Origin of the sequence: Streptomyces sp. SID13031 (assembly GCF_010548305.1) — a bacterium.
In the GTDB taxonomy this organism is placed as follows: domain Bacteria; phylum Actinomycetota; class Actinomycetes; order Propionibacteriales; family Kribbellaceae; genus Kribbella.
The window spans coordinates 262,060-282,330 of sequence record NZ_JAAGLV010000004.1; the positions used below are offsets into that span (position 1 = coordinate 262,060).

Here is a 20,271-nt window from a genome sequence, read left to right on the forward strand (position 1 = left end):
GACACTCTCAAGCGTCTTATGCAACTGGGGTTGGAAAGCTAAGGTGCGGACATGGCTAAGGCACCCAGAGTTCTCGGAATCGTGCTGGCCGGTGGCGAGGGGAAGCGGCTGATGCCGCTCACGGCGGACCGGGCCAAACCGGCCGTGCCGTTCGGGGGCAGTTATCGCCTGATCGACTTCGTGCTGTCCAACCTGGTCAACGCGGGTATCCGCAGCTTGTGCGTCCTGACGCAGTACAAGTCGCACTCGCTGGACCGGCACGTCACCATCACCTGGCGGATGTCGACCTTCCTGGGCAACTACGTCACCTGTGTGCCGGCCCAGCAGCGGCTCGGCCCGCAGTGGTACCAGGGCAGCGCGGACGCGATCTACCAGTCGATGAACCTGATCAACGACGCCAAACCCGACATCATCGTCGTGTTCGGCGCGGACCACGTGTACCGGATGGACGCCTCCCAGATGGTCCAGGCGCACATCGAGCGCGGTAACGGCGTCACCGTGGCGGGGATCCGGGTCCCGCGCGCCGAGGCGTCGGAGTTCGGCGTGATCAAGACCGCCGAGGACGGGTTCGGGATCGCCGAGTTCCTGGAGAAGCCGCTCGACCCGCCGGGCCTGCCGGACTCGCCCGACGAGACCTTCGCCTCGATGGGCAACTACGTGTTCAGCGCCGACGTCCTGGTCGAGGCGCTCCGCAAGGACGCCGCGAACCCGGCCAGCAGGCACGACATGGGCGGCGACATCGTCCCGATGCTGGTTGCCGAGGGCAAGGCCGGGGTCTACGACTTCAAGGACAACGACGTACCGGGCGCGCTCGACCGGGACCGCTCGTACTGGCGCGACGTCGGTTCGCTCGACTCGTACCACGAGGCGCACATGGACCTGGTCTCGATCCAGCCGGTCTTCAACCTGTACAACTCCGACTGGCCGATCTTCACCTCGCACCCGCAGTTGCCGGGCGCCAAGTTCACCGACAACGCGACCGTCGGCGAGTCGATCGTCTGCGCCGGCTCGATCATCTCCGGCGCGACCGTGGACCACTCCGTGCTCGGCGCCAACGTGATCGTCAGCGCGGGCGCGAAGATCGAGAACGCGGTCATCATGGACAACTGCAAGATCGGCGCGAACGCGGTGCTGAAGAACGTCATCCTGGACAAGAACGTGATCGTGCCGGACGGCGTCGAGATCGGCATCGACCTGGACCGGGACCGCGAGCGCGGCTTCACCGTCAGCAAGGGCGGCGTGACGGCGATCGGGAAAGACACGGTCATCGCGTCGTGAGTTCAGATCAGGCGGTACGACCCGGAGAGGCCGAGGCGCTCGCGCTCGACCAGGCCGATCCGGGGTGGCGGGAGTTGTTCGATATTCCGCCGGTGGACAGTGGGTACTACCCGGAGATCGCGCACTTCGCCGGGAACTCGCTCGGGTTGCGGCCGAAGGCGACCCGGGTCGAGCTGCTCGAGGATCTCGACTCGTGGGGTGAGTGGGGTGCCGAGGGGCATTTCGACGCCAAGCGGCCGTGGGTCGACTACCACTCGCTGCTGACCGGGCCGGCCGCGCGGCTGGTCGGGGCGCTACCGGCCGAGACCGTCGTGATGAACTCGCTGACGGTCAACCTGCATCTGCTGATGGTGTCGTTCTACCGGCCGGCCGCGGACCGCTTCAAGATCGTGATCGAGGATTCGGCGTTCCCGTCCGACAGCTACGCGGTACGGTCCCAGGCTGCGTTCCATGGCTACTCACCTGATGACGCGGTGGTGCGCCTCCGGCCGCGGGCCGGTGAGGATGTACTGCGCACCGAGGACGTCGTCGCTGCCCTTGATTCCGAGGTGGCCCTGGTGCTGTTGGGTGGGGTGAACTACCTGACCGGCGAGCTGATGGACATCCCGGCGATCACGGCGGCCGGCCATGCGGCGGGTGCCGTCGTCGGGTGGGATCTCGCCCACGCGGCCGGGAACGTGCCGTTGTCGCTGCACGACTGGGACGTGGATTTCGCCGCCTGGTGCTCGTACAAGTACCTCAACTCGGGGCCCGGTTCGCTGGCTGGCGCCTTCGTTCATGAGCGGCATCTGGACGCCGGGTTGCCGCGCTTCGAGGGATGGTGGAGTACCGCGGCGGCGAGCCGGTTCGAGATGGCGCCCGAGTCGCGGCCACCGGTGTCGGCCGACGCCTGGCAGATCTCGAACCCGCCGATCTTCTCGATGAGCCCGGTACGGACGTCGCTCGAGATCTTCGACGAGGTCGGCATCGAGGTGCTCCGCGAGCGCAGCCTGCGACTCACGGCGTACCTGGAGAAGTCGCTGGCCGGGATCACCCCCACCCGGCCGCTGACGGTGATCACGCCGACGGATCCGGCCCGGCGGGGAGCACAGTTGTCCCTGCGGATCGGCGGCGGTCTGAAGCCGAAGGAGCTGGCCAAGAAGCTCCGGTTCGAGTTCGGCGTCATCGCCGACACGCGGGAGCCCGACGTACTGCGGCTGGCTCCCGTTCCGCTCTATTCGCTGTACCACGATTGCTGGCGCGTAGTAGAGGCGCTGGCCGAGGTTGTTCCGGAGACTGCATGAGTGAGCGGATCGCCATCGTCGGTGCCGGCCTGGCAGGGAGTCTGCTCGGGTGTTATCTGGCCCGACGTGGGTTGTCGGTAACCCTGTACGAGCGCCGGGCGGACCCGCGAAGGGGGCAGCCCGAGCGTGGTCGGTCGATCAACCTGGCGATCTCCGAGCGCGGGCTGGACGCGTTGCGCCGGATCGGGCTGGTCGAGTCGGTGATGGCCGACGCGCTGCCGATGAAGGGGCGGATGATCCACCCGGTCGAGGGGCCGCTGGACTTCCATCAGTACAGCGCGTCGGGGGAGCGGGCGATCAATTCGATCAGCCGCGGGACGCTGAACAACGCGCTGCTCGATGCGGCCGCGGCGGCGCCCGGGGTCTCGGTGCTCTTCGAGCATCGGCTGGTGGAGCTGGATTCGGCTTCGGGGACGATGGTCTTCGAGACGCCCGAGGGCAAGGTGAAGGCGGTTGCGGACGTAGTACTGGGCGCTGATGGAGCTGGGTCCGCGGTGCGGGAGCAGTTGCTGGCCGAGGGGGCCGTGGGGGAGGAGGTCGACTTCCTGGACTATGGCTACAAGGAGTTGAGCATCCCTGCGGTGGACGGCGCGTTCGCGCTGGATCCGGGGGCGTTGCACATCTGGCCGCGCGGTACGTCGATGATGATCGCGCTGCCGAACCCGGATCGGTCGTTCACCTGCACGCTGTTCTGGCCGGCTGGCAGTTTCGATGCCTTGAGCAACCAGGACTCGATCGAGGCGCACTTCCGCGAGCACTATCCAGACTTGTTGCCGCTGGCCCCTTCGCTGGTGGACGACTACCGGCACAACCCGGTCGGCGTCCTCGGTACGGTGCACGCCCAGCCCTGGCAGGCCCACGGCCGGACCGCGCTGATCGGCGACGCGGCCCACGCGATCGTCCCCTTCTACGGCCAGGGCGCCAACTGCGCCTTCGAGGACGTCGTCGAGCTGGACCGCTGCCTGGCCGACACCGGCGGTTCCTGGGCCCGCGCTCTGCCGCTGTACGAGCACCGCCGCCGCGAGAACACCGAAGCCATCGCCTCGATGGCCCTCGACAACTTCGTGGAGATGCGCGACAAGGTCACCTCCCCGGTCTTCCGGCTGGGCAAACGGATCGAACACGCCCTGGAACGAGCCCTCCCCGGCCGCTACGTCTCCCGCTATGAGTTGGTCTCCTTCTCGACCACCCCGTACGCCGATGTCCAGCGACGAGTCCACCGCCAGCACCAGTTCCTGGCCGCCGCGGTGCTGCTCGGCGCAGGTGTTGCAGGCGCCGCAGCGCGAATCGCCCGCTCCGGCCGGAGGACCCGATGAGCGCGGGGTTGTGGCAGCCGGGGCTGCTCACCGGGCAACCCTCTTCGGTCGGCCTGCTGCGGAACTTCGTGGGTGGGTCGTTTGTCGAGGGCGGTTCGACCTTCGCGAAGGTCAGTCCGGTGACCGGGGAGCAGATCTTCGACGTCTCGGAGGCTGATGCCTCCACGGTGGACGCTGCCGTCAGCGCCGCTCGGGCTGCTCTCAAAGGCCCCTGGGGAAGGATGAGCGAGCAGGAGCGGGCGGTGGTGCTCCGGCGGGTGGCCGACGAGTTGGAGCGACGGTTCGACGATCTGGTGGCTGCCGAGGTGGGGGATACCGGGAAGTCGATCAGCCAGGCGCGGACTCTTGATATTCCTCGAGGAGCGGCCAACTTCCGGTCGTTCGCGGACTTTGCGACGACTGCTTCGACCGAGTCGTACACCACCACGCTCGCGGACGGCAGGCGTGCGCTGAACTACGCGGTACGCAAGCCGGTCGGCGTCGTGGCGATCATCGTGCCGTGGAACCTTCCGTTGCTGTTGCTCACCTGGAAGGTGGCCCCGGCGCTTGCCTGCGGCAACACCGTGGTGGTCAAGCCGTCGGAGGAGACCCCTTCCTCGGCGACCGTACTGGCCGAGGTGATGGCCGCGGCCGGCGTACCGGATGGTGTCTTCAACCTCGTGCACGGCTTCGGTCCGTCATCGGCCGGTGAGTATCTGACCAAGCATCCGGGGGTCGACGCGATCACCTTCACCGGCGAGTCCGCCACCGGTACGGCGATCGCGAAGGTCGCCGCCGACGGCGTGAAGGCGGTCTCGTTCGAGCTGGGCGGCAAGAACGCCGGCCTGGTCTTCGCCGACGCCGACCTGGACGCGGCGGTCGAAGGATCGGTCCGCTCGGTCTTCACCAACGGCGGCCAGGTCTGCCTGTGCACCGAGCGGCTCTACGTCGAGCGCCCGGTCTTCGAGGAGTTCTCCACCCGCCTCGCCGCCCGGGCCGCCGAGCTCACCTTCGGCTGGCCCGCCGACGAGGCGACCGTCAACATGCCGCTGATCTCCAAGACCCACCGCGACAAGGTCCTCTCGTACTACGACCTGGCGCGCGCCGAGGGCGCCGAGGTGCTCGCCGGTGGCGGCGTACCGTCGTTCGGTGACGCCCGTGACAACGGTTGCTATGTGCAACCGACCGTGGTGACCGGGTTGCCCGCTGATGCGCGTACGAACACCGAGGAGGTGTTCGGCCCGATCTGCCACATCGCGCCGTTCGACACCGAGGACGAGGCGTTTGCCTTGGCCAACGACAGTCAGTATGGGCTGGCGGCAACGGTCTGGACGCGGGACGTGGGGCGGGCCCATCGCGCCGGTGCTGCGCTCGACGTCGGCATCGTCTGGGTCAACACCTGGTTCCTGCGCGATCTACGGACGCCGTTCGGTGGTACCAAACTCTCGGGTATCGGCCGCGAGGGCGGTAACCACTCCCTGCACTTCTACTCCGAACTCACCAACGTCTGTGTGGAGCTGTCGTGAGCCGCCCCCACCCTCCAACCCCAAGGCCCCACCCCCCGCAGAACATCAGCCGGGCCCGCACCCCCGCACCCTCCGCCAACTTTGTGCGCCAGTTGAGCGTTCTGACCCCGCCGACACGCTCACCTCGTGCACAAAGTCGAAACCCTGGCCCCGCCGCCGGCGACCTTGTGCACCACGTGAGTCTTTTGTCGACCGTCGGATGCTCAGCTCGTGCACAAAGTAGCTGCCAACTGGAGGCTGAGCGAGGGGTAGAGGGAAGGTTCGTGAGCTTGGGGAGGGGGGAGTGGGGATGAACGACGCGAGGGTGGTGGCGGGGAAGGCGACACCGCGGGGCCGGTTTCCGCATGTGAAGGTGGCCGGTGGGTTTGCGTATGTGTCGGGGACGTCGAGCCGGCTGCCGGACAACACGATCGCCGGGGCGTCGGTCGACGAGTTCGGGACGACGACGCTGGACATCCGGGTGCAGACGCGGGCGGTGCTGGAGAACATCCGCGACATCCTGGCGGCGGTCGGGGCGGGGCTCGACGATCTGGTCAGCGTCACGACGTACCTGGTGTCGATGAACGACTTCGGTGGGTACAACGAGGTGTACGGCGAGTTCTTCGACGAGAGCGGGCCGGCCCGGACGACGGTCGCGGTGCATCAGTTGCCGCATCCTCAATTGTTGATCGAGATCCAAGCGGTCGCGGCCATCCCGCAGACCGGAGTGGAAGGTGAACGCACGATGGTGAACCTGGAGTCGACGGATTTCCCGGAGTGGATCGAGCAGAACAAGCACCTGCTGAAGCCGCCGGTGGGCAACAAGCAGATGTTCCCGACCGGCGACGACTTCATCACGATGGTGGTCGGCGGGCCGAACCAGCGGACCGACTTCCACGTCGACCCGTACGAGGAGTTCTTCTACCAGATCAAGGGCACCATGCACGTCGACGTGATGACGGACGACGGGCCGGGCCGGGTGGACATCAGCGAGGGCGAGATGTGGGTGCTGCCGCGCAACCTGCCGCACTCGCCGCAGCGTGACGCCGGCTCGATCGGCCTGGTGATCGAACGAGTCCGCGAGCAGGGCACGCTGGAGAAGTTCCGCTGGTACTGCGCCAACTGCGCCGCAATCGTGCACGAGGTCGAGCTCCAGGTGACCGACATCGTCGAGGACCTCCCGCCGGTCTTCAAGGCCTTCTACGACAGCGAAGAAGCAAGAACCTGCCCGTCCTGCGGCACCCTCCACCCAGGCAAGGCCTGATGCCAAAAGCAAAGAACCGCGCGGTGGGGGAGCGGAGCGCGTGACGCGGGCGGTGGATGTGCACACCCACCTCGTGCCGAAGGGATGGCCCGACCTCGCCATCGCCTGTGGGGGTGAGGGGTGGCCGTGGTTGCGGGTGGATTCTGAGCGGGACGCGATGATCATGGTCGGGGAGAGTGAGTTCCGGCCGATCGGGGCGCAGACCTGGGATCCCGCGACCCGGCGGGTGGATATGGATGCCGATGGCATCGAGTTGCAGGTGGTGTCGCCGACGCCGGTGTTCTTCGCGTACGAGCGGCCTGCCGACCAAGCGATCAAGGTTTCGCGGATCTTCAACGATCTGACGCTGGAGACGCTTGCCGGGGACAACAGGTTGGTGCCGTTCTGTCAGGTGCCGTTGCAGGACCCCGACGCTGCCTGCGAGGAGCTCGACCGGTGCCTGGCCGCCGGGCACGCGGGCGTCGAGATCGGCAACCACGTCGGTGACAAGGATCTCGACGACGCCGGGATCGTTGCCTTTCTCAAACATTGCGCCGAGGTCGGCGCCCCGGTCCTGGTGCACCCGTGGGACATGCCGGGCGGGCCGCGACTCGACCGGTGGATGGCGCGCTGGCTGACCGGGATGCCCGCGGAGACGCATCTGTCCGTGCTGGCGATGATCCTGGGCGGCGCGTTCGACGAGCTGCCCGAGTCGCTCCGGATCTGCTTCGCCCACGGCGGCGGGAGTTTCGCCTTCTGGCTGGGCCGGGTGGAGAACGCCTGGCAGCGCCGCGGCGACGTAGTACGGGGGAAGTCCCAGCATCCGCCCAGCCACTATGTCGGGCGCTTCTCGGTCGACACCGTCGTGTTTGAGCAACCGGCTCTGCGGTTACTGGTCGATACCCTCGGCGAGGACCAGGTGATGGTCGGCAGTGACTACCCGTATCCGCTCGGTGAACGGCCCGTCGGGGAGGTTGTCCGGCGGGCCGACTGGCTCTCGGCCGACCAGCAGGTCAAGCTGCTGTCTGAGAACGCCAGACGATTCTTGGGCCCGAACTGGGAGGTCTGAAATGTCAGAGGACCGCTCTGTACTGACGCGCGAGGCAAGAGATCCGGACGAGGAGCTCCAGTACGGCAAGTACCCGGAGCAGATGGTCGACGTGTGGCACGCGGACGACGACCGGCCGGTGATCGTGTTCCTGCATGGCGGGTTCTGGCGGCCGGAGTACGACCGGATCCATGTCCGTCCGCTCTGCGAGGCGCTGGCCGACCGGGGCTGGCCGGTGGCGTCGATCGACTACCGCCGCGAGCCGGGCAACCCCGACTCCACGGCCAACGACGTCCGCGACGCCCTCGACAAGCTGCCAGACCTGATGGACCTGCATGCCGGCTTCATCCTGGCGGGCCACTCCGCCGGCGGCCAGCTGGCCCTGTGGGCGGCGGCGACTTTCAACCCGATCCGGCTGCGCGGCGTAGTCGCCCTGGCTCCCGTCGCCGACCTACTCCTGGCCGACCGGCTCGAGCTGGACAAAACCGCGGTCCAGGACTTCCTCGGCGGCGGCGTCCGTAACGACCTCGACCCCACCCACCTCCCCGCCCCGATCAGGCCGGTCACCCTCATCCACGGCACCACGGACCCCCGAGTCCCCATCTCCGTCTCCGAGTCCTACGCCGGCTCCCACCCGACAGCCAGGCTCGTCCGAGCCGAAGGCGTGGGCCACTTCGAACTGATAGACCCCCACAGCGAAGCCTGGCCCTACGTAACAGCCGAACTGACTCGACTCTCGGGGTAGCCGGTCAGGCGCGTTTTACGGCGGCCAGGAGGCCGTTGCTGGTGGGGAGCAGGGCTGAGGTGAGGTCGTCGTTGTCGCGGATGGCTCGGATGAGGTCGCGGACTGACGTGGTGTCGGGGTCGCGGTGGGCGGGGTCGGCTACCCGGCCGCGGAGGAGGGCGTTGTCGAAGGCGACGACGCCGCCGGGGCGGAGCAGGCGGAGAGCCTCGTGCAGGTAGGCCGTGTACTCGCGCTTGTCCGCGTCGCAGAAGACCAGGTCGTAGTGGCCGTCGGTCAGCCGGGTGACGACGTCCAGCGCTGAGCCGGCGATCAGGCGGAAGCGGTTGGACGGTACGCCGGCGTCGAGGAAGGTCTGGCGCGCCAGGCGCTGGTTCTCCGCGTCCAGGTCGACCGTGGTCAGCGTGCCGTCGGCGCGCATCCCGCGCAGCAGCGCCAGGCCGGAGACGCCACAGCCGGTACCGATCTCGACGACCGCCTTGGCGCCCGTGGCGGCGGCCAGCATGCTCAGCGCGGAGGCCGCACCCGGGCCGATCGAGGAGATGCCGATCTCCTCGGCGCTCGCCCGTGCACCCGTGACGACCTCGTCCTCACCGGTGTAGTCCTCGGTGTAGGCCCAGGACGTGGGGTCGATGCCCGTGGCGATGATGCCCTCCCTGATCGGTGCCGCTGCGGTACTCATCCCTGCGGTCGTCATATATGGCGAAGCCTAGCGTCCCGCAGCCTCCGGGCCGCGCCTCCCGCGCTGACGTTGCGCACTCCTGCTCGTAACTTCTAGACATGAGCAGATATGATCGGGTTGACTAGGCAGCGAACACCCATCGAAGGAGGTGCGGACAGATGTCAGGACCGGATGACGTCGATCCCGGCTTCCTTGAAGATCGACAGCTGCGACTCGTCGGCCTGCGCGTCGGTGACGAGCGTGTCGATCTCGGTCAGCTCGCAGATCCGGGCGAAGGCGCGCTGGCCGAGCTTGCTCGAGTCGGCCACCACGACCACCTTGGCGGCCCGGCTGACGATCAGCTGGTTGATGTTCGCCTCGCCCTCGTGGTGGGCGGTGGCGCCGGTCTCGTCGATCCCGTCGACGCCGATGAAGGCGATGTCCAGCGACAGGTCGGCCAGGATCCGGTGCGACAGCGGCCCGATCATCTCGTACGACTGCGGCCGCGCGACGCCGCCGGTCAGCACCATCTTGACGTGCGGCCGGACGATCAGCTCGTTGGCGATGTTCAGCGCGTTGGTGACCAGCGTGAAGGCGGGCTCACCGTGCTCGGCGGACAGCTCCGGGCGGGTCGCCAGCGTGCGCGCCACCTCGGAGATCGTCGTACCGCCGTTCATCCCGATCACCATGCCGCGCCGGACCAGGGTGGCCGCGGCCTGCGCGATCCGCTGCTTCTCCGACGCGAAACGCGCAGTCTTGTAGCGCAGCGGCAGGTCGTAGGAGACCGCGTTGGCGACCGCGCCGCCGCGGGTCCGGGTCAGAAGCTGCTGTTTTCCCAGGTGGTCCAGGTCGCGCCGGATCGTCGCCGCGGAGACGTGCAACTGCTCCGCGAGCTCGTCGACATCGATCGCGCCCTTTTCCGCGAGCGTCTCGAGCAACGTATTCAGGCGTTCGTAACGCTTCACCCGGGCGGCCTCCTTCACACAAACGGTCAGCCGGACGGCTGCCGGTTGGCACCATTCGATCACGTTCGAGCAGTTTCGACCATTACAAGTCCGGAGACGACATGACCGACACGCCATTCGTGAGCACTGAGATCGCCACTCAGCCCGAGCTGTGGCGGCAGGTGTCAGCCGGTTTCGCGCAGTACGGTGACGCATTGCCCAAGGCCGGGCAGCGCGTTGCGGCCGTCGGCTGTGGCACGTCCTGGTTCATGGCGATGGCGTACGCCGCGCTGCGCGAGGACCTCGGCCAGGGCCTGACCGACGCGTTCGCCGGGTCGGAGTTCCCGGCCGGCCGCGAGTACGACGCGGTGGTGGTGATCAGCCGGTCGGGTACGACGACCGAGGTGCTCGACCTGATCCGGAACACGCAACTGCCGACGATCGCGATCACCGCGACGCCGGGTTCGCCGATCGTCGAGCTCGCCGACCACACCATCATGCTCGACTTCGCCGACGAGCAGTCCGTAGTACAGACCCGGTTCGCGACCACCACGCTCGCGCTGCTGCGGGCGTCGCTCGGGCAGGACCTGTCGCAGGCTGCCGCGGACGCCGAGGTGGCGCTCACCATCGACGTCGACGAGCTGGCGAAGCTGGAGCAGGTCACCTACCTGGGCACCCGCTGGACCATCGGCCTGGCGCACGAGGCCGGCCTGAAGCAGCGCGAAGCCGCATCGGCATGGACCGAGGCCTACCCGGCGATGGACTACCGCCACGGCCCGATCGCGATCGCCCAGCCCGGCCGAGGCGTCTGGATCTTCGGCGAACCGCCGGCGGACCTGCTGGCCGACGTCATCGCCACCGGCGCAACGATCGTCCACCACGCCGACCTCGACCCGATGGCGTCCCTGGTGGTCGCCCAGCGGGTAGCGGTCGCCAAGTCCCTCGCCCTGGGCCTCAACCCCGACCAGCCCCGCAGCTTGTCCCGCTCCGTCATCCTCGGCTGAGCCAAGCCGGCTCACCGAGCCTCACGCCGTCGGGCCCGGCCACTGGGATTCGGCATCGTTCTCCTCGGTTGGTGTCACCCTCTTCGATGCACAGCCGGGGAGGGATGTCACAACTCCGCTCTGACATCCTCGACGGATGACCAACGACGAGCGGTTCGAAGTCCGGCGAGAGATCGCCGCCTCACCTGCAGAGATCTTCGCCGTACTACGGGAGCCGCGCGGCCACGTCGCCATCGACAGCTCGGGCATGCTCCAGTCCGCGACCGGGGAGCCGGTCGGCAAGACCGGCGACGAGTTCGTCGTGCACATGGATCGGGAGGCGCTGAACGACCTGCCGATGGGCAAGTACGACGTCACGGTGATCATCACCCGGTTCACCGAGGACGCCGAGCTCGAGTGGACCATCTCCGGCACGATCCAGCCGCCCATCAAGCACCTGTACGGCTACCGCCTCGAGCCGAGCGCCAAGGGGACCCTGGTGACGACGTACTACGACTGGAGCCAGATCGAGGACCGCTACCGCGGCAGGGTCAACTTCCCGATCATCCCGGAGGCGGGTCTGCGCGCAACTCTGGGCATCCTCGCGCGCACAGTCGAGCAGCGGTGACAGGAGAGGCGAGCACCCACCCCAGTCGGCTGTAGAGCGCAAGGCCGTCAGCAGTAGCAACCAGTACTCCGGTACGCGCGCCGCCGTGGTGCGCCGCCCGGCCCAGGGCTTGCATGACGGTGGTACCGAGCCCCCGGCGCTGGTGTTGCGGCTCGGTGATCACTTGGTCGAAGACTGCGTGTTTCTGCGCAAGGGCGGCCTGGCCGCGGGCTGCGAGTTCGCCGTGGTGGGTGATGGTGGCGTGGATGAGCGCACCGGTCGTGATCACCTCCAGCTCGTACTCCGGTGGGCAGGTAGGCGCCTCTGTCGTTAGACGAGTGCTCATCAGGTACTCCGGCGCCTGGACCTGCCACCGCTCGTCCAGGGCCGGGGACTCTGCGCAGATCTTCAGCCAAGTGCCGGGTGCTGTCAGGCGTGCCGCCAACTCCGGCACGTGGGTGGGGAGCACATAGCGCGTCAGGTGGCCCGGCAGGCCGACGTCGATGCGGTAGCCCTCGGGCACCACCACGGGCGGTGGTGTGCCCCGGCAGAGTGCCCAGCCGGCAGTCCACGCCTCAAGCAGCATGGGCCACCTGCTTCGGGGAGTAGCTGGAGATGTAGCCAAGCGCGGAGGCGCTGACCAGACTCCCGGCTATCACCAGCAGCGCGGTGTGGGTTCCGACCGCCGGGACCAGCACGCCGGCAGCCGCCTGGCCGAGTGCGGCCACCCCGACACGGAGGCTGGCGGCAGTGGTACTGACCCGGCCCTGCAGCTCCAGTGGGCTGTACTGCTGGCGGGCAGCGAACATCGCCGGGATCATCGGACCCGCCAGCAGGCCTGTGGCCGCTGCCAGCACCAGGAGTACCGCGAAGTTGCTGACCAGCGGCCAAGCGGTGAAGGCCAACCCGTAGGCGGCAACCGCGACCATCACGACATGCTCCGGGCGCCAGCGGGTCGAGAGGCGGCCCAGGAGCAAAGCTGTGGTGACACTCCCCAGCTCCAGGGCGGTCCAGAGGTATCCGGCTGCGGATCTGGGCATGCCGAGCGATGCCATGTGGAGGGGCAGGGTGATCAGCAGCATGCCGATGATGCCCATCAGAAGCGTCGACGTCACCGTTGAGGCACGCAGCCGCGGATTGCGAGCCAGCTGGGCCAAGCCGCCTACTACCGAGCTGAGGAAAGGATCGTGGTTCCCAGCGGTTGCCGGAAGCACAGGCAGCCGGCCGATGGCCAGGATGCTCATCATTGCGATGACTACGATGACCATCGCCGCCGTCTCGACAGAGGCCACTGCGGCGATGGTGGCGGCGGCCGCAGGTCCGGTGATCGTGGCCGCGCCGAAACTGGCGGCTTCGAGCGAATTGGCGCGCGGCAACTGCTCAGTCCGAACCAGACTCGTCAGCATGCTGGTGAACCCACCGCTCACCAGTGGCAACGTCGTACCGGCGACTGCTGCGAGGGCTGGGGCGACCCAGTGAGAGCTGTCGCCGACCGCAGCCAGCATGGACACCATGACTCCGCCCAGCACAGCCTGGTTCAAAGCCAGCGCAGTACGCCGGTACGCCGTCCGGTCGAGCCAAGCGCCGAGAAGCGGACCGGTGATGATCGCGGGCAGCGCATAGGCGGCGCCCGTGATTCCAGCCAATGCGGGACTGCCCGTCCGATCCAGCACGAGCAGGACGAGCGTGAAAGCGACCATCTCGTCGCCGACTCGCGCGAGCGTCGCGGCGGTCAGGTAGCGGGGCAGCATGACATCTCCTCAGTAACGGATATCTAGGCGTTACGCGTTACGCTAGCAAAGGCGTTACGATTGGTCGAGTGGAAACCTTGACGACGCCAGAGCGGATGGTCCGGATCGCCGTGGACCTGGTGAACACCAAGTCCCGCAATCCGGAGAAGCTGACCTCGCCCGAGGCCCTCGGGCAGTTCCTGCTCGAGCACGGCGAGCCGGCCGCGACCGTCGACGAGCGCGACCTCGCGCAGATCAAGGTGATCCGCGAGCGCATCCGCCCGGTCTTCCACGCCGAGCCGGCCGACGCGGCCCGCATCCTCAACGAGCTCCTCACCGAGTACGCAGTACGGCCCTATCTGTCGGATCACGACGGGTCGCCGTGGCACCTGCATGTGGCCAAGCCGGAGCCGACCTGGGCCGAGTGGCTCGCGGCCGGGGCGGCCCTCGGGCTCGCGGGATTCGCCGCCGGGCACGGCTTCGACGCGATCGGCGCCTGCGCTGCTGCGGATTGTGAGCGCGTCTTCGTCAACGCGGCCGAGCGCCGCCCTCGCCGGTTCTGCACTCCGACCTGCTCCAGTCGCACCCGCGTTGCGTCGTACCGGGCCCGCTCGAAGGCGGCAGCGGCCGACTCGGGCCACTAGGATCGCAGCGAGGACCCCCGGCAACAGGAGGAACGCGCGTGAGTCACACCGTCGTGGCAGAGCTGGTGGCGAACGTCCAGCAGGTCACCGCCAAGGCCGGGGACACGGTGGGGCCGGAGACCACCCTCGTCATCCTGGAGTCGATGAAGATGGAGATCCCGGTGCTCGCCGAGGTGGCCGGCACGATCCGCGAGATGAAGGTCGCCGAGGGTGAGGTCGTCCGCGACGGCGACCCGATCGCCATCATCGAAGAGAACTGAGTGCCCGTGCCGGGGCACTGGCGTTCAACCTTTCTGGCTGCTCGCGCGTCTTGTTTGATGAGAGTTCCATGAGAGCTGTCGAGGCGGGGAACTTCCCGTCAGCGGGGGCCGTTGACTCGTCGTACTGGCATCCCAGGGTCGAACCAGGGTGTACCCGACGTGCGAAGAGGACGGTGAACGCGGCACCATGGTGTTCTCACTCGTTGCCGAGCGGACCCAGGGAGGCGTTGTCGTGAAACCGGTCGACACCTCCATGGTGGCCGCTGCGACCACCCCGAAGGTCCAGCCGGAGATCGAGGCGCTGCCGTCCTGGGACGAGATCGTCCGGGCCCACTCGGCCCGCGTCTACCGGCTTGCCTACCGCCTGACCGGCAACAAGCACGACGCCGAGGACCTCACCCAAGAGGTCTTCGTCCGGGTCTTCCGGTCGCTGTCGTCCTACACGCCGGGCACCTTCGAGGGCTGGCTCTACCGGATCACCACGAACCTCTTCCTCGACGGGGCCCGCCGTAAGCAGCGGATCCGTTTCGACGGCCTGCCGGACGACGCGCACGACCGGTTGCCGGCCAAGGGCTCCGGCCCGGCCGAGAAGCTCGACCACGACTTGTTCGACCACGATGTGCAGCACGCGCTCGACGCGCTGCCGGAGGACTTCCGCGCGGCGGTGGTGCTCTGCGACATCGAGGGCATGACGTACGACGAGATCGCCGACGTACTGGACGTGAAGCTCGGCACCGTCCGCAGCCGGATCCACCGTGGCCGCTCGATGCTGCGCAAGCACCTCGAGCACCGCGCACCCCGGTCCGGTCAGACCCGTATCAGTGGCCCGCCCGCGGACGGACCCTTCCTCGCCGGGGGTGGCGACCGGTGACCCTGCAACATCCCATGGACAAGCTGAGCGCCGTCGTCGACGGCGAGCTGGACCACGACTCGCGCGACAAGGTGCTGAGCCACCTGGTCGGCTGCGACACCTGCCGCTCCGAGGTGGACGCCCAGCGGCGCCTCAAGGCCCGGCTGGCCGCGACTGCAGCCCCGGAGCCGTCACTCGACCTCATGCAGCGGCTGATGGGCGTCTCGTCGTTCTCGCAGGAGCCGCGCGAGGAGATCCGCCCGGTGCTCACGCCGGCGGCCGCCTTCACGCTCAGCCCGCAGCGGTCGGCGTTCCCGGCCGCCCGCAACGACACCACTCGACCAGGCACCCGTACTGCGACCCGGAGCCGGCGGCGTGCCGGCGTACTGGGTGCAGCCGGCTCTGCGGCCGCAATGGCTTCACTGCTCGGTACTGCGTTCGTCCTGGGTGACCCGGCACGGTCGGAGCAACCGCCGTCGCTGCAGCCGCCGGTGACGAGCTTCTCCCTCGACCACGCCGGCGTCACTGCCGGTGCGCCCTTCGCGGACCCGGTGGCGCTGATGAACTCCTTCAACGGGGCTGGTTACGCCGGGCTGAGCCCGACGTTGCAGCCGGTGGCCCTGACGGGCCGCTGACTAGGGTGTGCCTGCTGTGAGCCTCTCCCGGCTCGCCGTTCTGGTCGGCACTGCGCTGATCGGCTTCGGCCTGCCCATGCCCGCTTCGGCCGCGCCTGCGCCGGCCGCGCCGCGTGAAGACAACCCGACGGCCGTCGCCTGGCTGGAACGCGCCGCGGCGGCCCCGGATCACGTGTCGTACCACGGCACCCAGATCATCACCTCCTGGGGACCGCAGGGGTCCAGCTCGGCGATGCTCGACATCGTCCACGCCGCCTCGCAGGGGTCGGAGATCAGCGTGGTCGGCTCGCCCGCGTCCCCGGGCGCCAAGGCGTTCGTACAGCGGGCCAACCACACCGCCGGGCCGACTGTCGACGGCGGGCCGCTGGCGCTGCTCAAGGAGACGTACGAGCTCGCCTACAAATGCTGCACGGACACGATCGGGCGGGCGGCAGTACTGATCGAGGCGTTGCGGGGTAACCGGACGCTGGCGGCGCGGTTCTGGATCGACCAGACGACCGGGTTGCTGCTGCAGCGGCAGCTGTTCAGCGACGACGGCAAGACGATGGTCCGGGCGACCGTGTTCACGGATCTGGAGATCGAGAAGTCCGAGTTCATCAGCCACCTGCCGCCGATGGCTCCGGGCAGCGTCGAGGCGATGGGGATGGACAACGTCGACGGGCTGCGCTCGCAGGGCTGGACCTGCGCGCCGTCGCTGCCGGCCTCGCTGCAGCTGTACGACGTCCACCAGGACCAGGCGACCAAGTCCCTGCAGTTCTCGTACTCCGACGGGCTGTTCAACGTCTCACTCTTCGAGCAGCGCGGTGAGCTCGACCCGGCGGCGGTGGCGGGCTACACGGCCATCACCACGCCCGAAGGCGCCCGGGTCTACCAGCGGTACGGGATGCCGTCGTACGTCGTCTGGTCGTCCAACGGGATCGTCTACACGCTGGTCGGGGACCTGCCGTTCGAGACGCTCGGGAAGGTGGTGGCGGCCTTCCCGCACCTGCCGCCACCGAAGGTGACAGCGGTCCAGCGGATGGGCACCGGACTGGCCAAAATCGCCTCTTGGCTCACACCGATGGGTGCGCTTTCCCACAAGCTGGGATAATCAACTGTGGGAGTACTTCCAGGCACCCCGGTGCAGGCACCTCCCGACCCCAAGATGACGACGACGTGAGGCGGGCACCGTGAGCTGGGATGACGCCGAACCGACAGCCGGGACCCCGGCGGCTACGGACAACACCCAAGAGATCCCGAGCGTCGGCGGCGGTACTACGCCCGCCGGGACGGGTAACCCTCCGGCCGCGGCTGGCAGCGCGCCTGGTGGCTCGGGCGGGTCTGGGGCGCCACTGGCCGACCCCACATTGGCCGATGCGGCAGCGGGGCTGACGGCTCACCCGCCTGTGGCTGCTTGGTCTGCGGGGCCGCCGGTACCGGCGTCTGGGCCTGCGCCAGCGCCTGGCCCGTTTGGGACGGCTCCGGCGGGTGGTGGGTTTGTGACGGGTCCTGCGGTCTCTGGACTGACTCCGCCGAGCTATGGGGCTGGGTCGACGCCTCTGCCGGCTCCGGGCAGCAGCAGTTCGGCGTACCTGCAGAACGGGCGGTCTACGACTCAGCGGAGCTTCGGGAAGCCTGAGCCGCAGGACAACGGGTTCCGGCCCGGCTACTCCGGTCCCGGCCAGTCCTGGCCGGCGCAGCAGGGGACGTACGTACCTCCGCCGCCGCTTGACTGGCACCAGCAGCAGGCGCGTGCCTACACCCCGACTGCGCCGCAGAAGAACAAGACGCTCGGCCTGGCGGCTGTGGTCGCCCTGGTCATCGGTTTGATCGCGGGCGGAGGCGCGGCCGCGGCAGTCGTCGCTCTGGACAACAACGGCATCGACGACGACTCCGGCCCGCCGATCGGTCAGGGCGTCGACCCGAAGATCAAGACCGGCTCCGTCTCCGCCGTCGCCCAGGCGCTGCTGCCGAGCGTCGTACAGCTGAAGGTCGAGGGCGCCGACGACTCCAACGCGACCGGCTCCGGCTTCGTCATCGACGACTCCGGCCACATCCTGACCAACAACCATGTCGTCTCGGCCGCCGCGACCGGCGGTTCGATCCAGGTGGTGACGCAGACGGGCAAGATCTCCACCGCACGCCTGGTCGGCCGCTCACCGGCGTACGACCTGGCCGTGGTCCAGGTGCTCGGGCTGGACGCGCCGTCGGTGAAGTTCGGTGAGTCCGAGAAGGCGATCGTCGGGCAGGACGTGGTGGCGATCGGTTCGCCGCTCGGCCTGGCCGGCACGGTCACCTCCGGCATCGTCTCGGCCAAGAACCGCCCGGTCACCGCCGGCGGCGAGGGCGAGATCTCCTACATCAACGCGTTGCAGACCGACGCGGCGATCAACCCCGGCAACTCCGGCGGCCCGCTGGTCGACATGGAAGCGCACGTGATCGGCGTCAACTCCGCGATCGCGACCGTACGCGGCGCCGAGCCCGGGGCCAGCGGCAACATCGGGCTCGGATTCGCGATCCCGATCGACCAGGCCCGGCGTACTGCGCAGCAACTGATCGCCTCCGGCCAGGCGTCGTACCCGGTGATCGGCGCGAACGTGGACATGCAGTTCGAAGGCGGTGCGCGGGTCAGCGAGGTGCAGCCGAAGAGCGCGGCCGTGCGCGCCGGGCTGCGGACCGGTGACGTGATCACCAAGATCAACAACCAGCCGGTGGACACCGCCGAGGCGCTGATCGTGGCGATCCGGACGCACCGGCCGGGGGAGAACGTCCGGCTCGTGTTCGAGCGCGGCGGCAAACCGCGCGAGGTCACCCTCAAGCTCGACCAGCAGACCGGCTGACCCGGGCGGGCGCTCGACCAGCCGCGGGCTACGCTGTCCGCGGCGCAACGGAACCTCGGAAAAGGTGGGGGCATGTTCAACATCGGTCCGCTCGAGATAGCGGTGATCGCCATCGTCGCGATCCTCGTCTTCGGCCCCGACCGGCTTCCGGAGTTCGCCCGTACCGCCGCGAAGCTGCTGGGCCAGGTCCGGCAGATGGTGACCAAGGCCCAGAGCGACCTGCGCGAGGAGCTCGGCCCGGAGTTCGCCGACCTCGACGTCCGCGACCTCAACCCGCGCAGCTTCGTCCGCAAACACCTCCTCGACGGCGTCGACGACGACTTCGACGAGAAGCCCGTCTCGGACTCCTACATGAGCACCCCCCAACGCCTCCCCGCCGGCGCCCGAGCCCCCTTCGACCCCGAAGCCACCTGACCCGAGCCACCGGGCCGGGAGTCAAACCGGCCGAACGCCCGTTCGTTAGGCAGCTGGCGCTTTACAGGTCGCCAGCCGCCGAAGAACCCGTCAGCCGGGGCCGGAACCGATTGGAAAGTGTCAGTTGTCAGCGGCCGGCTGGGGAGAGGCCGAGTTGGCGGCCGAGGAGGCCTCGGGGTTTGCCTCCGAGGAGTTCGGCGATGCCGCTCAGTACCTGGGCTGCCGGGGTTTCCGGGTCCGCCAGCACGAGGGGCTGGCCGACGTCGCCGCCGCTGCGCAGGCGCTCGTCCAGCGGGATCTCGCCTAGCAGCGGGATCTCGTAGCCGAGGCGTTGCGACAAGGTGGCTGCGACGCGGGTGCCGCCGCCGGAGCCGAAGATCTCGATCCGGTGCTCGGGGCCGCAGTGCGGGCAGGGCAGGAAGGACATGTTCTCGATCACGCCGGCCACCCGCTGGTGGACCATCTGCGCCATCACGCCGGCCCGCTCGGCCACCTCGGCGGCGGCCTCCTGCGGCGTCGTCACGACGATGACCTCGGCGCTGGTCAGCCGCTGGCCGACCGAGATCGCGATGTCGCCGGTGCCCGGCGGCAGGTCGAGCAGCAGGACGTCGAGGTCGCCCCAGTAGACGTCGGCCAGCATCTGCACCAGCGCGCGGTCCAGGATCGGTCCGCGCCAGGCGACCACCTGGTCGCGCTTGGGCTTCAGCATGCCGATCGAGATCACCTTCACGCCGTGCGCGGGCACCGGCATGATCATGTCGTCCACCGCGGTCGGCCGCTCGTCGGCGACGCCGAACATGGCGGGGATCGAGTGGCCGTAGATGTCGGCGTCCAGGACGCCGACCGACAACCCCTTGGCCGCCATCGCGACGGCCAGGTTCACCGTCACCGACGACTTGCCGACGCCGCCCTTGCCGGAGGCGATCGCGAACACCTTGGTCAGCGAGTCGGCCCGCGCGAACGGAATCTCCTTCTCGGCCACGCCACCACGCAACTGGGTCTGCAGAGCGGCCCGCTGCTCGGTCGACATCACGCCCAGCTCGACCTCCACCCCGGTCACGCCGTCGAGCGCGCTGACGGCGGCCTTGGTGTCGCGGCGCAGCGTGTCCTTCATCGGGCAGCCCGAGACGGTCAGCAGGATCGTCACCACGACCACGCCGTCGGTTTTCACCACGACGGATTCGACCATGCCGAGTTCAGTGATCGGCTTCTTGATCTCCGGGTCGATGACGCCACCGAGTGCGGCGGTCACTTGGTCAGCAGTTGGGGCCATGTCCACAAGGCTACGTGCTGCACAACCTCCGCCTAACCCCCGTCCACTGTGATCTGG

At 68.6% G+C, this 20,271-nt stretch carries 20 protein-coding genes and 2 pseudogenes; 17 read left to right on the top strand and 5 right to left on the bottom strand.

What is annotated here, in order from left to right:
- Nucleotides 1-51: 51 nt before the first annotated feature.
- The 8 genes and pseudogenes from glgC to G3I17_RS11105 all read left to right on the top strand — a co-directional run bounded on the left by glgC (nt 52) and on the right by G3I17_RS11105 (nt 8,397).
- Entirely contained in the window at nt 52-1,278 is a 1,227-nt protein-coding gene (gene glgC / locus G3I17_RS11070) for a glucose-1-phosphate adenylyltransferase (RefSeq protein WP_164595875.1), read from the top strand.
- Nucleotides 1,275-2,561, top strand: a complete 1,287-nt coding sequence (kynU, locus tag G3I17_RS11075; protein ID WP_164595876.1) for a kynureninase — start codon at nt 1,275-1,277, stop codon at nt 2,559-2,561. The genes glgC and kynU overlap by 4 nt, the downstream gene beginning before the upstream one ends.
- Entirely contained in the window at nt 2,558-3,877 is a 1,320-nt protein-coding gene (locus G3I17_RS11080; RefSeq protein ID WP_164595877.1) for an NAD(P)/FAD-dependent oxidoreductase, read from the top strand. The genes kynU and G3I17_RS11080 overlap by 4 nt, the downstream gene beginning before the upstream one ends.
- Nucleotides 3,874-5,382, top strand: a complete 1,509-nt coding sequence (locus G3I17_RS11085; RefSeq protein ID WP_164595878.1) for a 2-hydroxymuconic semialdehyde dehydrogenase — start codon at nt 3,874-3,876, stop codon at nt 5,380-5,382. The genes G3I17_RS11080 and G3I17_RS11085 overlap by 4 nt, the downstream gene beginning before the upstream one ends.
- 289 nt (nt 5,383-5,671) lie before the next feature.
- Nucleotides 5,672-6,082 (top strand): annotated as a pseudogene (locus tag G3I17_RS11090) (RidA family protein); the annotation flags it as partial.
- A 36-nt stretch (nt 6,083-6,118) separates the two neighbouring features.
- Nucleotides 6,119-6,625 (top strand): annotated as a pseudogene (locus G3I17_RS11095) (3-hydroxyanthranilate 3,4-dioxygenase); the annotation flags it as partial.
- A gap of 40 nt (nt 6,626-6,665) precedes the next feature.
- The gene (locus tag G3I17_RS11100) at nt 6,666-7,673 is read left to right on the top strand and encodes an amidohydrolase family protein (protein ID WP_164595879.1); all 1,008 of its coding nucleotides are present in this window, start codon (nt 6,666-6,668) and stop codon (nt 7,671-7,673) included.
- A gap of 1 nt (nt 7,674) precedes the next feature.
- Nucleotides 7,675-8,397: an alpha/beta hydrolase gene (locus tag G3I17_RS11105; RefSeq protein ID WP_164595880.1), complete on the top strand. Its 723-nt coding sequence runs from the start codon at nt 7,675-7,677 to the stop codon at nt 8,395-8,397.
- A gap of 4 nt (nt 8,398-8,401) precedes the next feature.
- Here G3I17_RS11105 and G3I17_RS11110 read toward each other — a convergent pair whose 3' ends face one another.
- On the bottom strand, nt 8,402-9,076 hold the full coding sequence (locus G3I17_RS11110; RefSeq protein WP_203590005.1) for an O-methyltransferase: 675 nt from the start codon (nt 9,074-9,076) through the stop codon (nt 8,402-8,404).
- A gap of 161 nt (nt 9,077-9,237) precedes the next feature.
- Nucleotides 9,238-10,020, bottom strand: a complete 783-nt coding sequence (locus tag G3I17_RS11115) for a DeoR/GlpR family DNA-binding transcription regulator (protein ID WP_164595882.1) — start codon at nt 10,018-10,020, stop codon at nt 9,238-9,240.
- A 101-nt stretch (nt 10,021-10,121) separates the two neighbouring features.
- On the opposite strand from G3I17_RS11115, the gene G3I17_RS11120 reads away from it, so the two are divergent.
- Together G3I17_RS11120 and G3I17_RS11125 are read left to right on the top strand one after the other, a co-directional pair.
- Complete coding sequence (locus tag G3I17_RS11120; RefSeq protein ID WP_164595883.1) at nt 10,122-11,003, top strand: SIS domain-containing protein; 882 nt, start codon at nt 10,122-10,124, stop codon at nt 11,001-11,003.
- Between the two features lie 136 nt (nt 11,004-11,139).
- Nucleotides 11,140-11,610 carry an SRPBCC family protein gene (locus G3I17_RS11125; RefSeq protein WP_164595884.1) on the top strand — a complete coding sequence of 157 codons (471 nt, stop codon included), beginning with the start codon at nt 11,140-11,142 and terminating at the stop codon, nt 11,608-11,610.
- Here G3I17_RS11125 and G3I17_RS11130 read toward each other — a convergent pair.
- A complete protein-coding gene (locus tag G3I17_RS11130; RefSeq protein ID WP_164595885.1) occupies nt 11,546-12,175 on the bottom strand; it encodes a GNAT family N-acetyltransferase in 630 nt (209 codons plus the stop codon). The genes G3I17_RS11125 and G3I17_RS11130 overlap by 65 nt on opposite strands.
- The gene (locus tag G3I17_RS11135; protein ID WP_164595886.1) at nt 12,165-13,340 is read right to left on the bottom strand and encodes an MFS transporter; all 1,176 of its coding nucleotides are present in this window, start codon (nt 13,338-13,340) and stop codon (nt 12,165-12,167) included. Before G3I17_RS11135 ends, G3I17_RS11130 begins: the two co-directional genes overlap by 11 nt.
- A 68-nt stretch (nt 13,341-13,408) precedes the next feature.
- Between G3I17_RS11135 and G3I17_RS11140 the strand changes: the two genes are divergently transcribed.
- The 7 genes from G3I17_RS11140 (at nt 13,409) to G3I17_RS11170 (ending at nt 18,941) form a co-directional block, all read left to right on the top strand.
- Nucleotides 13,409-13,963 carry a CGNR zinc finger domain-containing protein gene (locus tag G3I17_RS11140; RefSeq protein ID WP_164595887.1) on the top strand — a complete coding sequence of 185 codons (555 nt, stop codon included), beginning with the start codon at nt 13,409-13,411 and terminating at the stop codon, nt 13,961-13,963.
- Between the two features lie 38 nt (nt 13,964-14,001).
- Nucleotides 14,002-14,223, top strand: a complete 222-nt coding sequence (locus tag G3I17_RS41595) for a biotin/lipoyl-binding carrier protein (protein ID WP_164595888.1) — start codon at nt 14,002-14,004, stop codon at nt 14,221-14,223.
- Nucleotides 14,224-14,476: 253 nt separating this feature from the next.
- Nucleotides 14,477-15,094, top strand: a complete 618-nt coding sequence (gene sigE / locus G3I17_RS11150) for an RNA polymerase sigma factor SigE (RefSeq protein WP_239062442.1) — start codon at nt 14,477-14,479, stop codon at nt 15,092-15,094.
- Between the two features lie 14 nt (nt 15,095-15,108).
- Nucleotides 15,109-15,708 (top strand): zf-HC2 domain-containing protein, encoded by a 600-nt coding sequence (locus G3I17_RS11155; RefSeq protein ID WP_203590007.1) that lies wholly within the window; start codon nt 15,109-15,111, stop codon nt 15,706-15,708.
- Nucleotides 15,709-15,724: 16 nt separating this feature from the next.
- Complete coding sequence (locus tag G3I17_RS11160) at nt 15,725-16,798, top strand: transcriptional regulator (RefSeq protein WP_164595891.1); 1,074 nt, start codon at nt 15,725-15,727, stop codon at nt 16,796-16,798.
- Nucleotides 16,799-17,186: 388 nt separating this feature from the next.
- A complete protein-coding gene (locus G3I17_RS11165) occupies nt 17,187-18,527 on the top strand; it encodes a trypsin-like peptidase domain-containing protein (RefSeq protein ID WP_203590008.1) in 1,341 nt (446 codons plus the stop codon).
- Between the two features lie 72 nt (nt 18,528-18,599).
- A complete protein-coding gene (locus G3I17_RS11170) occupies nt 18,600-18,941 on the top strand; it encodes a sec-independent translocase (RefSeq protein ID WP_164595892.1) in 342 nt (113 codons plus the stop codon).
- Between the two features lie 127 nt (nt 18,942-19,068).
- Here the strand turns inward: G3I17_RS11170 and G3I17_RS11175 are convergent, their stop codons facing one another.
- Entirely contained in the window at nt 19,069-20,214 is a 1,146-nt protein-coding gene (locus G3I17_RS11175; protein WP_164595893.1) for a P-loop NTPase, read from the bottom strand.
- Nucleotides 20,215-20,271 lie beyond the last annotated feature (57 nt).